This is a genomic window from Streptomyces sp. M41(2017), from assembly GCF_002078175.1.
Taxonomy (GTDB): Bacteria; Actinomycetota; Actinomycetes; order Streptomycetales; family Streptomycetaceae; genus Streptomyces.
In genome coordinates, this window is sequence record NZ_MWFK01000001.1 from 3587724 (window position 1) to 3602866 (window position 15143).

At 71.2% G+C, this 15143-nt stretch carries 13 protein-coding genes; 11 read left to right on the top strand and 2 right to left on the bottom strand.

Features of this window, described 5'->3' with window-relative positions:
- Positions 1 to 140: 140 nt before the first annotated feature.
- From B0675_RS15955 to B0675_RS41960, 3 genes are all read left to right on the top strand, one after another.
- Positions 141 to 1925 carry a cellulose synthase catalytic subunit gene (locus B0675_RS15955; RefSeq protein ID WP_081219491.1) on the top strand — a complete coding sequence of 595 codons (1785 nt, stop codon included), beginning with the start codon at positions 141 to 143 and terminating at the stop codon, positions 1923 to 1925.
- Positions 1926 to 1928: 3 nt separating this feature from the next.
- The gene (locus B0675_RS15960) at positions 1929 to 3884 is read left to right on the top strand and encodes a kelch motif-containing protein (protein WP_081219492.1); all 1956 of its coding nucleotides are present in this window, start codon (positions 1929 to 1931) and stop codon (positions 3882 to 3884) included.
- Between the two features lie 245 nt (positions 3885 to 4129).
- Entirely contained in the window at positions 4130 to 4420 is a 291-nt protein-coding gene (locus B0675_RS41960) for a glycoside hydrolase family 6 protein (protein WP_241539794.1), read from the top strand.
- A 64-nt stretch (positions 4421 to 4484) separates the two neighbouring features.
- On the opposite strand, the gene B0675_RS15970 is transcribed toward B0675_RS41960, so the two are convergent.
- On the bottom strand, positions 4485 to 5468 hold the full coding sequence (locus B0675_RS15970; protein WP_081219493.1) for a DUF5937 family protein: 984 nt from the start codon (positions 5466 to 5468) through the stop codon (positions 4485 to 4487).
- Between the two features lie 74 nt (positions 5469 to 5542).
- Between B0675_RS15970 and B0675_RS15975 the strand changes: the two genes are divergently transcribed.
- The 4 genes from B0675_RS15975 (at position 5543) to B0675_RS15990 (ending at position 9672) form a co-directional block, all read left to right on the top strand.
- Entirely contained in the window at positions 5543 to 6916 is a 1374-nt protein-coding gene (locus tag B0675_RS15975) for an MFS transporter (RefSeq protein WP_081221818.1), read from the top strand.
- A gap of 10 nt (positions 6917 to 6926) precedes the next feature.
- Positions 6927 to 7436, top strand: coding sequence for a MarR family transcriptional regulator (locus B0675_RS15980; protein WP_081219494.1), 510 nt, complete (start codon positions 6927 to 6929; stop codon positions 7434 to 7436).
- Between the two features lie 100 nt (positions 7437 to 7536).
- Positions 7537 to 7875, top strand: coding sequence for a DUF3817 domain-containing protein (locus tag B0675_RS15985; protein WP_081219495.1), 339 nt, complete (start codon positions 7537 to 7539; stop codon positions 7873 to 7875).
- Between the two features lie 96 nt (positions 7876 to 7971).
- Positions 7972 to 9672, top strand: coding sequence for a methylmalonyl-CoA mutase family protein (locus B0675_RS15990; RefSeq protein WP_081219496.1), 1701 nt, complete (start codon positions 7972 to 7974; stop codon positions 9670 to 9672).
- A gap of 271 nt (positions 9673 to 9943) precedes the next feature.
- Here B0675_RS15990 and B0675_RS15995 read toward each other — a convergent pair whose 3' ends face one another.
- Positions 9944 to 10570, bottom strand: a complete 627-nt coding sequence (locus B0675_RS15995) for a TetR/AcrR family transcriptional regulator (RefSeq protein WP_081221819.1) — start codon at positions 10568 to 10570, stop codon at positions 9944 to 9946.
- Between the two features lie 258 nt (positions 10571 to 10828).
- On the opposite strand from B0675_RS15995, the gene B0675_RS16000 reads away from it, so the two are divergent.
- The 4 genes from B0675_RS16000 to B0675_RS16020 all read left to right on the top strand — a co-directional run bounded on the left by B0675_RS16000 (position 10829) and on the right by B0675_RS16020 (position 15077).
- Entirely contained in the window at positions 10829 to 11806 is a 978-nt protein-coding gene (locus B0675_RS16000; protein ID WP_081219497.1) for a tetratricopeptide repeat protein, read from the top strand.
- A gap of 618 nt (positions 11807 to 12424) precedes the next feature.
- Positions 12425 to 13057, top strand: a complete 633-nt coding sequence (locus tag B0675_RS16010) for a DUF6230 family protein (RefSeq protein WP_081219498.1) — start codon at positions 12425 to 12427, stop codon at positions 13055 to 13057.
- Positions 13058 to 13174: 117 nt separating this feature from the next.
- Positions 13175 to 13753 carry a DUF6114 domain-containing protein gene (locus tag B0675_RS16015; protein WP_081219499.1) on the top strand — a complete coding sequence of 193 codons (579 nt, stop codon included), beginning with the start codon at positions 13175 to 13177 and terminating at the stop codon, positions 13751 to 13753.
- Positions 13743 to 15077: a hypothetical protein gene (locus tag B0675_RS16020; protein ID WP_081219500.1), complete on the top strand. Its 1335-nt coding sequence runs from the start codon at positions 13743 to 13745 to the stop codon at positions 15075 to 15077. The genes B0675_RS16015 and B0675_RS16020 overlap by 11 nt, the downstream gene beginning before the upstream one ends.
- Positions 15078 to 15143: the final 66 nt, after the last annotated feature.

Below are 15143 nucleotides of genomic sequence, written 5' to 3' on the forward strand. Positions count from 1 at the left end.
GTTCTCGTACGTCCGCGCCAAAGACCACCCGGCCGCCCGCCCCGCGCACCCCATCGGACGCACCCCGTTCGACACCCGGCCGAAACTCACCTTGTGTGTGGATAACGGCCAGTCAGGCCACCTCGACCACAGGAGGGCGCGTGCGGCCCGAGGGCTACGACTACGACACCTACAGCCGACTCGCCGGACCCCTGACCGACCCCGCCGGCACGGCCCAGCAGGTGCGGTACACCAAGCTCCTGTCACGCGAGCCCCGCCGAATACGCGCTCTCCTCCTGATGACCCTCGCGCCGGCCCTCACGGCCACGCTCCTCGTCTACCTCCTCTGGCCCACCCACTGGGTCGAACGCGAGAACGGGGAGACCTGGCTGGTCGGCCTCGACACGACGATGCTCGTCGCCATCGGCCTCATCGAACTCTTCATGGTCGTCAACGTCCTGAGCATCGCCCACGCCACCCTCGTCGCCCGCGACCCCGTCCCCCTCGTCCCCGAGGAGGGAACCCGGGTGGCCTTCCTCACCACCTACGTTCCCGGCAAGGAACCCCTCGCCACCGTCCGCGCCACCCTCGAAGGCGCCCTGCGCGTCACCCACACGGGACTCCTCCACGTCTGGCTCCTCGACGAGGGCGACGACGACCGGGCCAGGGCCCTGTGCGCCGAACTCGGCGTCCGCCACTTCACCCGCCACGGCATCCCCGAATGGAACCGCCCGCACGGCGCCCACCGGGCCGGCACCAAACACGGCAACTACAACGCCTGGCTCACCCTCCACGGCCACGCCTACGAGTACTTCGCGTCCGTCGACGCCGACCACACCCCGCTGCCCGGATTCCTCGACCGGATGATGGGCTACTTCCGCGACCCCGACGTCGCCTTCGTCGTCGGCCCGCAGGTCTACGGCAACTACGAGCACCCCGTCACCAAGGCCGCCGAGTCCCAGCAGTTCCTCTTCCACGCCCTGATCCAGCGCGCCGCCAACCGCTACCGCTCACCCATGTTCGTCGGCACCAACAACGTCGTACGCATCGCGGCCCTCCGCCAGATCGGCGGACTCCAGGACTCCATCACCGAGGACATGGCCACCGGGTTCGAACTGCACCGCCACCGCAACCCGCGGACGGGCCACCACTGGCGGTCCGTCTACACCCCCGACGTGCTCGCCGTCGGCGAGGGCCCCGCCTCCTGGACCGACTTCTTCACCCAGCAGATGCGCTGGTCCCGCGGCACCTACGACACCCTCCTCAAGCAGTACGGGAAGGCCGTCCTCACGATGCCGGCCGGCCGCCTCCTCTCCTACACGATGATGCTCGTCTACTACCCGATGACCGCCGTCAACTGGCTCCTCGGGGTCATCAGCTGCGTCCTCTTCCTCTGGTTCGGAGCCTCCGGAACCCAGGTCAGCGCCTCCCTGTGGCTCATGCTCTACAGCGACGCCGCCGCCCTCCGGATCGCCCTCTACCTCTGGAACCGGCGTCACAACGTCTCCCCCCACGAACCGGAGGGCTCCGGCGGCCTCGCCGGCATGGCCATGTCCGCGCTCTGTGCCCCCGTCTACCTCAAAGCGCTGGCCGACGCCGTCACCCGCCGCCCCAGCCGCTTCGTCGTCACACCCAAGGGCGGCGACACCAGCCCCGACCGGCTGCGCACCTTCCGCCTCCACCTCGGCTGGGCCGCGCTCCTCGCCGTCTCCCTCGGTGCCTCCGCCGTCCTCGGCCACACCCACGCGGCCATGCGGACCTGGGCCCTCCTCGCCATGGCCCTCTCCCTGGCACCCGTCGCGGTATGGATCGCCACCCTCCGCGAGGAACGCCGGTCCCGGCGGCAGCCGCGGCCCGCCGCCCCCCGCGTCCCGCAGCCCAAGGAGCCGGCCCTCGCCGCCCGCACCCCCGCCCCGGCGACCGGCTCCACCCCAGGAGGTACCTAGGCCATGGCCCGCCAGCCCTCGAAGAAGACGCGGAAGCGGCTCCTCGGCATCACCGGGATCGCCGTCCTGGCCGGACTCAACGCCCCCGCCGCCCTCGGCCTCGCCGGCGAGACCTACCACGCCTACACGATCTCCCGGCCCTCCTACGAGGCCACCTACGGCTCCTGGACCCAGGTCGACATCCCCCGCGCCTACCGCACGAACGCCATTCACGCCGCGCTGCTCCACACCGGGAAAGTGCTCATCGTCGCCGGCTCCGGCAACGAGCAGAAGAAGTTCGACAAGGGGTCCTTCGACACCGTCCTGTGGGACCCCGCGAACGACACCTTCAAGAAGATCCCCACCCCGGACGACTTCTTCTGCTCCGGCCATGCCCAACTCCCCGACGGGAGAATGCTCGTGGCCGGCGGAACCGCCCGCTACGAACAGCTCGACGGCGAGGTCCGGCGGGCCGGCGGCGGCATGCGTGTGAAGAACGAGAACCCCGACAAGGCCGTCGTCCTCAAGAAGGGCACCGTCTTCCGCTCACCCACGGGCGTCGCGTACGTCAGCCGGTCCGACATCACCGTGCCGAGGGCCCGGCGCGACCAGACCGCCACCTACGACCGGGCGGGCGTCATGCAGCCGTGGCGGACCACCGTCACCGCCGGCGAGGCGCGCGTCTTCGTCGAAGCCACGGAGAAGGGTCCCCGGGCGGTCACCGACACCGAGGCCCAGTACGAGATCGACGGCCTGCACGGCGAGGACGCCGCCAACACCTACGGCCTCTCCGAGAAGATCACCCTCGACAAGCAGGACTTCCAAGGCATCAGGGCCGCCTACGAGTTCGACCCCAGGGCCGAGAAGTACATCCCCGTCGACCCGATGGACAAGGCGCGCTGGTACCCCACCCTCGTCGGACTCGACGACGGACGCGTCCTCGCCGTCTCCGGCCTCGACGACGTCGGAACCATCGACCCCGGCGACAACGAGATCTACGACCCCCGCACCAAGAAGTGGACCCCGGGCCCCAAGCGCTACTTCCCCACCTACCCCGCCCTCTTCCTCACCCGGGGCGGCAAACTCTTCTACCCGGCCTCCAACGCCGGATACGGCCCGGCCGACCAGGGCCGCGACCCAGGCCTCTGGGACCCGCGGACGAACACCTTCGAGAAGGTGCCAGGACTACGGGACGCCGACGAGACCGAGACCTCCGCCTCGCTCCTGCTGCCGCCCGCGCAGGACCAGAAGGTCATGATCCTCGGCGGAGGAGGCGTCGGGGAATCGAGGAAGTCCACCCCGCGCACCGCCGTCGTCGACCTGAAGAAGGACAACCCCGCCTTCCAGGACGGACCCGACCTCCCGCAGGGCACCCGCTACCTGAACAGCGTGATCATGCCCGACGACACCGTCTTCACCACCAACGGCTCCCAGGACTACCGAGGCCGCAGCGCCAGCAACATCCTCAAGGCCCAGTTCTACGACCCCAAGGCCAACACCTTCCGCGAGGCCGCGTCGCCGACCGTGGGCCGCAACTACCACTCCGAGGCCCTGCTCCTGCCCGACGGCCGCGTCGCCACCTTCGGCTCCGACCCGCTCTTCGACGATCAGCGGAACACGAAGCTCGGCCACTTCGAGCAGCGCATGGAGATCTACACCCCGCCCGCGCTGCACCGGAACGGGAAGAACCGGCCGGTACTGGGAGAGGGGCCGGCCGCGCCGGACAGGGACGGGCGGGCGACCTTCGCCACGGACCATCCGGAACGCGTCACCAAGGCCCGTCTGATGCGCCCCAGCGCCGTCACCCACACCACGGACGTCGAGCAGCGGTCCATCGAACTCGGGCTGACGAAGACCAGGAACTCCGTGACCGTCGAGGTGCCGAAGGATCCGGCACTGGTCCCGCCGGGGTGGTACATGCTCTTCGTGACGGACGCCCGGGGGACACCCTCCGAGGCGAAGTGGGTGCGGGTCGGGTGAGCGACGGGAGCCGGACTCGGCTGGGCCGCGTCCTCGCGTCCTTCGCGTGCTGAGCGGCCCTCACGGCGTTCGGCCTCACCGCCGGTCGTCCGCAGGCGCCCGGGACGACGGCACCGCCGTCGCCGCGACGACGCAGCCGGCCGACACCGGGACCTCTCCCTTCCGGGTCGACCCGGAAGGCCCCGCGCCGGAGCAGGCCCGGCTCCGGCGACGCCGCGCTGCGGATCGCCGGCGAATCCGTCGCCATGTGGCCCACCGGTGAGGCCGACCCGGGCCCGGCCGTCCGGGCGGCCACCACGGCGGCCGCGCGGCAGGACCGCGCGGCGCTGTTCGTGGCCTGCAACATCCCCCACCGGGACTGCGGCCGGTACTCGGCGGGCGGCGCGGCGGACGCCGAGGCCTACCGGCGGTGGATCGGACAGGTCGCCGACGCCCTCGCCGGCAGCCGGGCCCTGGTCGTCCTCGAATCCGACGCGATCGCCCCCTCGCCGACGGTTGCACACCCGGCGCGTACCGCGAGGAGCGCGCCCAGCTGAGTACGCGTCGTAGCCGGCCCGCGGGTCGGGACACTGACCGGTCGCCCGCGCCTGCTCGTCGCCCTCACCCTCCCCCCGAGGCCAGGGCGGTCCCGAGCGGCGTCCGCTCGTAGAGCACCTGGTGTCCGTAGCGGCGCGAGACGAGGAGGCCGGAGTCGCGCAGGGCGGTGAGGTGGGCGGAGACGGAGGACGGGGCGAGGCGCAGCCGGTGGGCGAGGACCGTGGTGGTGGCGGGTTCGTCGAGGGCGGTGAGGACGGCTGCGCGGCCACGGCCGAGGAGGTGTACGAGCGCGTCGGAGGTGCTGCCGGTGGGCTCGGCCCAGAGGCCGCCGATGCCGCGGGCGGGATAGGCGAGGGTGGGCTGCCAGGGCGGTTCGAACCCGCTGATCACGTCGGGCCAGGAGAAGACGCTGGGCATGAGGACGAGCCCCTGTCCGGCGAGGTGGCGCTCGTGACGGCCTCCGCCCTCGATGGTGAGGGTGTGGGCGCGCCACCCGAGCCGGCGGTCGATCTCCGGGAGGAGTCCGCCGAGGCCGACGTGGGCGAGGCGGCGCGAGTGGAAGGCGATGTCGGCCTCCAGCAGGGCGCGCAGGCGGGGCCAGTCGGGTGCGACGAGGGTGTGCCAGGCCTCTTCGAGCAGGTCCGTGAGACGGGTGACGGTGCGGGCGGGGTCGGCGAGGAGGGCGCGGCCGTGCGGGGAGGTGAGGGCGCCGGGGGTGTCGGCGAGGGAGCGCGCGGTTTCCCCGCGGGCGACGGCGGGGTCGGCGGCGCGGACGGCGGCGATCTCCTCGTCGAAGGTGGCGGCGGGGCCGACGGGGGGCGGGCCGAGCCAGTCGGGGGAGTAGCCGCTGCGGGGCATCAGCAGCCAGAGCGGGGTGAGGTCGAGCCCGGCGGCCGCGGTGCGGATGCGGCGCAGCCAGTGCGCGTGATAGCCGTGCCGCGCGGGCCGGTTGAGGGTGCGGACCGCCTCCTGGGTCTCCCAGAGGGGAGAGATCGCGAAGCGGCAGTTGAGGAGGTCGTCCTCCCCGAAGTGCAGGAGTGACGGCACGGGGCTGCTCCGGAAAGATTCGGCTGGGACCGAAACTCTACGGCGGCGGCTCCCGCGGGGGCACGCTGCCGCACATGTCCGACACCCCGACCCCACCCGCGACGGCGAAGGCGCCGGAGGCCGCCGGGGCGCCCGCCGCGTCGCCCGCCGCCCCCACCGGATACGGCCCGGTCTTCGCCGTGCGCGAGTTCCGTGCCGTGTTCGTCGCGCACGCGCTCTCGCTGCTGGGACTGGTGGTCAGCGAGATCGCGCTGTCCGTCCTGGTCTACGACCTGACGCGGTCTCCGCTGCTGAGCGCGCTGACGTTCGCGCTGGGCTTTCTGCCGTACCTCGTCGGCGGGACGCTGCTCGCGGGGGTCGCGGACCGCTTTCCGGCCCGGCGGGTGCTGGTGGGGTGCGACCTGGTGTGCGCCGGATGCGTGGCGGTGATGGTGGTGCCGGGCGCGCCGATCGCGGTGCTGCTCGCGATGCGGGCGGCACTGGCGGTGGTGGCTCCGGTGTTCCAGGGGACCCGGACGGCCACGCTGGCCGATGTCCTCGGTGACGGGGAGCTGTTCGTGCTGGGCCGTTCGCTGCTGCGGATCGTGTCGCAGAGCGCCCTGCTGACCGGGTTCGGTCTCGGCGGCCTGCTGCTGACGGTGGTGTCCCCGCGACACGCCCTGCTGGTGACGGTCGGCACCTTCCTGGCGTCCGCGGTGTGTCTGCGGTGCGGGACACGGCGCAGGCCGGCGCGGGTGACCGGCGGGCAGGCGCTGGTGCGGGACTCGTTGCGGGGCGCCCGGCTGGTGCTGGCGGACCGTCGGGTGCGGGCACTGCTCCTGCTGTTCTGGGTGCCGCCGATGTTCGTGGTGGCACCGGAGGCGCTGGCCGCGCCGTACGCGGCGGGGCTGGGGGTGGGGTCGACGGGTCTGGGCCTGCTGATGTGCGCCCTGCCCGTGGGGACGATCGCGGGGGAACTGTTCGCGGGGTCGCGGCTGCGGCCGGCGACGCGGCACCGGATCACGTTGCCGCTGGTGTGTGTGACGTCGCTGCCGTACCTGGGCTACGCGCTGCGGCCGGGGCTCGGCTGGTCGCTGGCGCTGCTGGTCGTCGCGGGCGCGGGGTCCGCGTACACGCTGGGCCTGGACCAGTGGTTCGTGCGGTCGGTGCCGGAGGAGTTGCTCGGACGGGCGATGACGCTGAACACGGCCGGGCTGATGACGGTCCAGGGGCTGGGGATGGCGTTGTCGGGGGCGGTGGCGCAGTTCGCCGGGGTACGGGCGACGGTCGTGGGCGCGGGGGTGCTCGGGACGGTGCTGTGCGTGCTGCTGGCGGTGGCGGCGCGCCGTGCCGAGCGGGCGGTGGAACAGGGGACGGGCGGGCCGTCGGAGGGGGCGCGGATCCCGGTCGTCGTGGGGGAGAGGACCGAAACGCGAGACGGGGCTGACCACGATGTGACCGGCCGGTAAGGTCTTTGGCGTGTCGAAGCCGCTCAGTCTTGCTTTTGATCCCATCGCCCGTGCCGACGAGCACTGGCAGCAGCGCTGGGGGTCCGTGCCGTCGATGGCCGCGATCACCTCGATCATGCGCGCGCACCAGATCCTGCTGGCCGAGGTGGACGCGGTGGTCAGGCCCTACGGGCTGACGTTCGCGCGGTACGAGGCGCTGGTGCTGCTCACGTTCTCCAAGGCGGGCGAGCTGCCCATGTCGAAGATCGGCGAGCGGCTGATGGTCCATCCGACGTCCGTCACCAACACGGTGGACCGGCTGGTGCGGTCGGGGCTGGTGGACAAGCGGCCGAATCCGAACGACGGACGCGGCACGCTCGCCTCGATCACCGAGAAGGGGCGCGAGGTGTGCGACGCGGCGACGCGCGACCTGATGGGGATGGACTTCGGTCTGGGCGCGTACGACGCGGAGGAGTGCGCGGAGATCTTCGCGATGCTGCGGCCGCTGCGGGTGGCCGCGCACGACTTCAAGGACGAGTAGAGCGGTCCGGGTCCGGCTCCGGGGCGTCGGCGTCCGGTCCTCCGGGGGATGCGCGGGGGCGCGCGAAGATCGCGCAAATGGGGTGGTTACCCTCGTAGCCATGAAGAAGAGCGTGCTGACCCGCTACCGCGTCATGGCCTACGTCACCGGTGTGCTGCTGGTTCTGCTGTGCCTCGGCATGATCGCCAAGTACGGCCTGGGCGTCGACGGTGCCGCCGACTTCACCCGTGTCGTCGCCATCGCGCACGGCTGGCTGTACGTCGTGTACCTGATCTTCGCGTTCGACCTGGGGTCGAAGGCGAAGTGGCCGGTGGGCAAGCAGCTCTGGGTGCTGCTGGCGGGGACGATTCCCACGGCCGCGTTCTTCGTGGAGCGCAGGATCAGTCACGAGCTGGAGTCGCGGGTCGCCGAGGGCGCTCCCGCGGTCGCCAAGGCCTGATCCACCCCTGATCCGCACCGGATCGGTACCGCCGTACGGGATCGTGCGGCGGTTTGCCATCGACATTTACTAGGACGTCCTAGTAAATTCGAGAGTATGGACGCTGACGCCATCGAGGAAGGCCGCCGACGCTGGCAGGCCCGCTACGACGCCTCGCGCAAGCGCGAGGCCGACTTCACCACGCTCTCCGGCGACGCCGTGGAGCCGGTGTACGGTCCCCGGCCCGGGGACCACTACGAGGGCTTCGAGCGGATCGGATGGCCCGGCGAGTACCCGTACACGCGCGGGCTGTACGCCACCGGCTACCGGGGGCGGACGTGGACGATCCGGCAGTTCGCCGGCTTCGGCAACGCCGAGCAGACCAACGAGCGCTACAAGAAGATCCTGGCCAACGGCGGCGGAGGTCTCTCCGTCGCGTTCGACATGCCGACGCTGATGGGCCGCGACTCCGACGACCGCCGCTCGCTCGGCGAGGTAGGGCACTGCGGTGTCGCCATCGACTCGGCCGCCGACATGGAGGTCCTCTTCGGGGACATCCCGCTCGGTGACGTCACGACGTCGATGACGATCAGCGGGCCCGCCGTGCCGGTCTTCTGCATGTACCTCGTCGCCGCGGAGCGCCAGGGCATCGACCCGGCCGTGCTGAACGGCACGCTCCAGACCGACATCTTCAAGGAGTACATCGCGCAGAAGGAGTGGCTCTTCCAGCCCGAGCCGCACCTGCGCCTCATCGGTGACCTGATGGAGCACTGCGCCGAGAAGATCCCCGCCTACAAGCCGCTCTCCGTGTCCGGGTACCACATCCGGGAGGCGGGCGCGACGGCCGCGCAGGAGCTCGCCTACACCCTGGCGGACGGCTTCGGCTATGTGGAGCTGGGGCTCTCCCGAGGGCTGGACGTGGACGTCTTCGCCCCCGGACTCTCCTTCTTCTTCGACGCCCACGTCGACTTCTTCGAGGAGATCGCCAAGTTCCGGGCGGCCCGCCGGATCTGGGCCCGCTGGATGCGCGACGTGTACGGCGCGAAGACCGAGAAGGCGCAGTGGCTGCGCTTCCACACGCAGACCGCCGGTGTCTCGCTGACGGCCCAGCAGCCGTACAACAACGTCGTGCGGACGGCCGTCGAGGCGCTCGCCGCGGTCCTCGGCGGCACGAACTCGCTGCACACCAACGCGCTGGACGAGACGCTCGCGCTGCCCTCCGAGCAGGCCGCGGAGATCGCCCTGCGCACGCAGCAGGTGCTCATGGAGGAGACCGGCGTCGCCAATGTCGCCGACCCGCTGGGCGGTTCCTGGTACGTCGAGCAGCTCACCGACCGCATCGAGGCCGACGCCGAGAAGATCTTCGAGCAGATCAGGGAGCGCGGGCTGCGCGCGCACCCCGACGGCCGGCACCCCATCGGCCCCATCACCTCGGGCATCCTGCGCGGCATCGAGGACGGCTGGTTCACCGGGGAGATCGCCGAGTCGGCGTTCCAGTACCAGCGGTCGGTGGAGAAGGGCGACAAGCGCGTCGTCGGCGTGAACGTCCTCCACGGCTCCGTCACCGGCGACCTGGAGATCCTGCGGGTCAGCCACGAGGTGGAGCGCGAGCAGGTGCGGGAGCTGGCCGCGCGCAAGCAGAACCGTGACGAGGCCGCCGTGCGCGGCGCGCTGGCCGCCATGCTCGCCGCCGCCCGCGACGGCTCCAACATGATCGCCCCCATGCTGGAGGCGGTCCGCGCCGAGGCGACCCTGGGCGAGATCTGCGGCGTCCTGCGCGACGAGTGGGGGGTGTACACGGAGCCGGCGGGCTTCTAGCCCCCCACGACCGCCCGCACAACCGCCCGCGGCCCCGTCCGCCGTACGCGCCCGGTTCCCCGGCCCCCGCCGGGGTGCCGGGCGTCGCTCCGCGAGCGGGGCCCTCGCCCCGCTCGCGGGTGGAGTCCCCGCCGCCGTTCCCGAGCGCCCCGTCGTGAACGGCCCTCAGGCGCACGGCCACGTGCGTCCGCGCGCCCGCGCTGCGCCCGGCGTCCCCGCGTGCGTGCCGAGGGCTTCCCGCGCGGGCGGCCACCGGCGGCGCCCCGCGGGTTCAGTCCTCGGCGCTCGCGCCCGTCAGGCCGAGGAGCAGGACGCGGGTGAACGAGCGCACCCACTCCGCGTCCGCCGGTTCCGCGCTGACCAGGGTGCGGTGCACGACCGCCCCGGCGACCACGTCGAAGATCAGGTCGGCGGTGCGGGACGCGGTGCCCGGGTCCGTCTCCGGAGGCAGTTCGCCCCGGGCCTGGGCGCGAGCGCGGCCTTCCATGACCAGGCGCTTCTGCCGGTCCACGATGGACGTCCTGATGCGCTCGCGCAGCGGCTCGTCGCGGGTGGACTCCGCCACCACCGCCATCAGCGCCGTCTTGGCCTCCGGGCGGTCCAGGATCGCCGCGAACTGCAGCACGACGCCCTCGATGTCGGCGGCCAGGCTGCCCCGGTCGGGCAGCTCCAGCTCGTCGAAGAGGACGGCCACGGCGTCGACGACGAGTTCGTTCTTGCCCGCCCAGCGGCGGTAGAGGGTCGTCTTGGCGACACCTGCACGGGTCGCCACGTCCCCCAACGTCAGCTTGGACCAGCCCAGTTCGACCAGGGCAGCACGGGTCGCCTCCAGGATCGCGGCGTCCGCGGCGGCGCTGCGGGGGCGGCCCGTCCGGGCTGCCGGGGGGTGACCGTGCATGTCAGTGACCATATCCGGCCGCCTCACCGGCGATATCCGGCGGTTGTGTGAAGCCGTGAGGGAGATCACCGGGGGACGGCGGACAGGCGTGCCCCCGGACAGTTACGCTACGACTCGTAGCGAAAGCTCGAACGCGGCGACAACCGCACCGGGCGCCAGGTGGGGACCCGGCGCCGAACAGGCCGGACGGGGACCGGCTTTCAGCATGCTTTTCACACGGCTTTTCACACGTGCGCGAGGAAGGGGGAGGATGTACTCATGCAGCCACGGAACATGTCCATGAGCGGAGTCGTCGACCTCGCCGCGGTGAAGGCGGCCCAGGAGGCCAAGGCGAAGGCGGAGCAGGCGCGCGCCGACGCGGCCCGGCAGGGCGGCGGAGGCGGGGCCGTCACTCCCGCGAGCCTCGTCATCGACGTCGACGAGGCGGGATTCGAGCGCGAGGTCCTGCAGCGTTCCACCGAGGTGCCGGTCGTCATCGACTTCTGGGCCGAGTGGTGCGAGCCCTGCAAGCAGCTCAGCCCGGTCCTGGAGCGGCTGGCCGTCGAGTACAACGGCCGGTTCCTGCTCGCCAGGATCGACGTCGACGCCAATCAGATGCTGATGCAGCAGTTCGGGGTCCAGGGGATCCCGGCCGTTTTCGCGGTGGTCGCCGGCCAGGCGCTGCCCCTCTTCCAGGGGGCCGCCGCCGAGGCGCAGATCCGCGGGACGCTGGACCAGCTCGTCCAGGTCGCCGAGGAGCGGTTCGGTCTGACCGGCCTGACGGTCGACGGCGACGCGGAGCCCGGCAGTGCCCCCGAGGCCCCGGAGATGCCCGCCGGGCCCTACGACGCCCTGCTGGAGGCCGCCGTACAGGCGCTGGACGCGGGCGACTTCGGCGGTGCCGTACAGACGTACCGGAACGTCCTGAGCGACGACCCGGCCAACAGCGAGGCCAAACTGGGACTCGCCCAGGCCGAGTTGCTCCAGCGGGTGCAGGGTCTCGACCCCCAGCAGGTGCGCAAGGACGCCGCCGAGAAGCCGGGTGACGTCGCCGCGCAGATCGCGGGCGCCGACCTGGACCTGGTGGGCGGCCACGTCGAGGACGCCTTCGGGCGGCTCATCGACACCGTGCGCGTGACGGCGGGCGACGACCGGGACGCCGTACGGGTGCGGTTGCTCGAACTCTTCGAGGTCGTCGGGGGCGACGACCCCCGCGTGATCGCGGCGCGCAGGGCCCTCGCGAGGGCCCTGTTCTGACCAGTTCCTAAACGTCAGGGCCTGTGATGCCCGCGTGAAACATTGGCCGACAGAGGGGCAAGTGGCCGCGCTTTACCAAAACTTGGTAAACGCGGCCGCTGTTACTCCGAGTAAGTCGAGGGCGTTGAACTGTCTGGTTCCGTCCGCCAATCAACCACTCTGTGACCCCCTTCGAGGGCACCCTGAGTCGCTGACCGACACCGGCCGGTCGTCCTTCGGTTATCCCGCCGTTACTAGCGAGTAACGAACCCCCTTGTGCGGGCGGCGAGAATGGACCACGATCGGCGACGCTCGGTCCATTCCCGTACCCCGCCCGCCAGTCGGGGCAGCGGATTCCCTGGGTCCCCACCGAGTAGAGCCGAAGGCAGTGCTGTCGGCTCTTGGGCAGGGGGGTCTCCGCCGTCCGGTGGAGCCTGTCCAGCAGGTTGTGCGTGATGTGTGTCAGGCGCGACCAGTGGTTGTCGCTCGGGGGTGATCGCCGGTGATTCGGGTGCAGTCGCACCTCCGGGTACAGGCGCTCTCCTTCCCGAGGACGTAGCACTTCTCCCATCCCTGCCCGGCTGAGCCGCCGAAAGGGGCAGTCAGGGCCAGGAGATGTACGTCCGAGAAGGAGGAAATATGGAGTCCCAGGTGCGTGGCGGGACCAGATGGAAGCGGTTCGCGGTCGTGATGGTGCCTTCGGTGGCCGCCACGGCAGCGATAGGTGTCGCCCTCGCGCAGGGCGCCCTCGCCGCGTCGTTCAGCGTTTCCGGTCAGTCGTTCAAGGTGTCTGCTGACCGGCTCGACGGTACGGGCTTCTCGCAGTACGGAGCCATCGACTCGGGTTACACCCTCGACGGCAACAAGACGGCTCACCCCGTCGCGGTCTCGGCGTTCAAGAACGCCAAGATCACCAACATGTGCCAGTCCGTCGTCACCCCGGACATCCCGCTGCTCGGTTCCGTCAGCCTCGTGCTGAAGGCCGGCGGCGGTGACACGCCGGTCGAGGCGGACAACCTGTACATCGACGTCGAGGACCTCCAGGCCAACGCGACGTTCCGCGGCATCGACATCGGTGTTGCCGCCAAGGACGCCAGCAAGGGCCCGGGGCTCAAGAGCGGCGAGACGGCCAACCCGTACGGGTTCGCCCAGCAGGCCGACTCGGCCACCCTGACGGACGTGAAGCAGACGGCGTGGGCCACCACGGCGGGCACGTTCAAGCTCAGCGGCCTGAAGATGTCGGTCGCCAAGGGCGTCAAGGAGTGCTACTAGGCACGCCTGGGGCGGGCGACAGGGGCCTCGGCCGCTTCGCCCGCCCCGCTCCGCACGCATAGGCGGAGCGAACATGTGTACTTCTCACAGCAAAGCCGTTCCAGGGAGCTGTTTTCCATGAGCGCCGAGACTCCTGCCGCGCCCGGCCAGAACGACGAGCACTACCTCCAGGTGTTCCGGCGGAACTTCCGTACATGGAGGGGCGACCGCCCGTTCTGGGCCGGCCTGTTCATCGTGCTCGGCGGTGTCCCCATCGCGTACTTCCCGTACGCGAAGCTTCAGCTCGGGCACCTGACGCTGGCGATGTCCACCACCGCGGGCGCCGGTTCCCTCATCATCGGCGTGCTCCTCGTGGTGCTCGGGATCAGTCTCTGGTTCCAGAAGCACGTCCGGACGTTCGCCGGAGTCGCGGCGATCCTCCTCGCCCTGGTGTCCATCCCGGTGTCCAACCTGGGCGGCTTCCTGGTCGGCTTCCTCTTCGCCCTGATCGGCGGCGCCATGGCCGTCTCCTGGGTTCCGGGTGAACCCGACGAGGCGTACGCCGCGCCGGCCTCCTACGCCGAGCGGGACGAGCCGCAGGGCGTGGCGGCCGAGCCGGCCGGACCCGCCGCGACCGCGAACGCTGTGGACGACCCGAACGATCTGTCAGGAACGAGCCCGAGCAACGGGGCGAACGGGAGGCACAGTGCCGGCTGACAAGGTGACCCACGGGACTGAGGTGGACGAGTCCCGTGTGAGAACCGGGCCGCGCCACGCGGCCCCCAGGAAGCCGCTGTTCACCAGGTTCCACGTGCCCGCCGGCAAGGCGATAGCCATAGCCGCGATGCCGACCGCGGTCCTCATGGGAATGGGCCTCACGCCGACACTCGCCCAGGCGGACGACCACTCCACGGCCAAGAGCCTGACGGCCGACGAGTACCAGGCGTGCGTCGAGGCCGTCACCGGCGCCGACGACAAGAAGGACGCGTCGGAATCGGCGTCGCCGACCCCCTCGGCCGGCGCGAGCGAGTCGTCCGGCACGGCCACACCGACCCCCTCCGCGTCCTCCGACGCGCAGGACTCCACGGACTCGGGCAAGACCTCTTCGCCGGATTCAGGTTCCGACGACAAGGCCGAACCCACCCCCTCCGCGTCGTCCTCCGCACCGAGCACGTCGGACAAGTCGGCGGACAGCGCCGCCACTCCGGCCCCCACGGCGTCCAAGACCAAGAACCCGCTCGACCCCCTGGGGATCGGCGACGCCATCAAGGACATCCTGACGCCCGACGAGAAGGAGAGCGCCACCCCTGCTCCCTCCGCGTCGGCCTCCGCGGGCGACGACAAGGGTGACGGGGCCGGCACGACCGCCTCGCCCGACGACAAGAGCTCCTCCGGCACCGTGAAGGACACGACCGACAAGGTCACCGACACGGTCAAGGACACCCTCAAGGACACCACCGACACGGCCTCCGAGGCGGCGAAGGACACCACCGACGCCGTCAAGAAGGCCGCCGAGGACGCCGGGGTGACGCCGAGTCCCTCCGCGAGCTCCACGACGGACCCCAAGGACTGTCCGGTCGCCACCGACGACGAGGGCGGCGTCGACAACCCGGTCACCCTGCCCGACGACCCGTGGTACCTCAACGCCAGCTCCCTGCTCCTCAAGGGCGCCGACTACCAGGGCGTCGTCAAGGTGAGGACCGCCGACGGCACCGTCAAGAAGGTCCTCAAGTACGTCATCTCCGACGGCACCGACATCGGGGACCTGCACCAGACGGTGGACGACAAGCAGGCCGGCAAGACCTACCACGTGCAGGCCGCCAAGGGTTCGACGTCCACCATCCGCGACGGCAAGACGATCATGTACACGGAGAGCATCTCCGGGAACCTGCTCGGTCTGATCCCGATCACGTTCGACCCGGACAACCCTCCGCCGCTGAACATCCCGCTGATCTACTTCACCAAGGTGAAGGTCGTCCAGGCGGGCCAGTTCGGCGGCACCCTGACCATCCCCGGACTGCACCAGTACACGACCGGCTGAGTCGTCCGGAACCCGTCCGGGAGCCGCACAAGACGCCGAGGGCGCCCCCTGTCCGACAGGGGGCGC

What these genes read in the sequence shown, in the direction of transcription:
- B0675_RS15975 (WP_081221818.1), top strand. Translation starts at nt 5,543, where the DNA reads ATGTCCGACACCCCGACCCCACCCGCGACGGCGAAGGCGCCGGAGGCC.
- B0675_RS16000 (WP_081219497.1), top strand. Translation starts at nt 10,829, where the DNA reads ATGCAGCCACGGAACATGTCCATGAGCGGAGTCGTCGACCTCGCCGCG.
- B0675_RS15985 (WP_081219495.1), top strand. Translation starts at nt 7,537, where the DNA reads ATGAAGAAGAGCGTGCTGACCCGCTACCGCGTCATGGCCTACGTCACC.
- B0675_RS16010 (WP_081219498.1), top strand. Translation starts at nt 12,425, where the DNA reads ATGGAGTCCCAGGTGCGTGGCGGGACCAGATGGAAGCGGTTCGCGGTC.
- B0675_RS41960 (WP_241539794.1), top strand. Translation starts at nt 4,130, where the DNA reads ATGTGGCCCACCGGTGAGGCCGACCCGGGCCCGGCCGTCCGGGCGGCC.
- B0675_RS15960 (WP_081219492.1), top strand. Translation starts at nt 1,929, where the DNA reads ATGGCCCGCCAGCCCTCGAAGAAGACGCGGAAGCGGCTCCTCGGCATC.
- B0675_RS16015 (WP_081219499.1), top strand. Translation starts at nt 13,175, where the DNA reads ATGAGCGCCGAGACTCCTGCCGCGCCCGGCCAGAACGACGAGCACTAC.
- B0675_RS15995 (WP_081221819.1), bottom strand. Translation starts at nt 10,570, where the DNA reads ATGCACGGTCACCCCCCGGCAGCCCGGACGGGCCGCCCCCGCAGCGCC.
- B0675_RS15990 (WP_081219496.1), top strand. Translation starts at nt 7,972, where the DNA reads ATGGACGCTGACGCCATCGAGGAAGGCCGCCGACGCTGGCAGGCCCGC.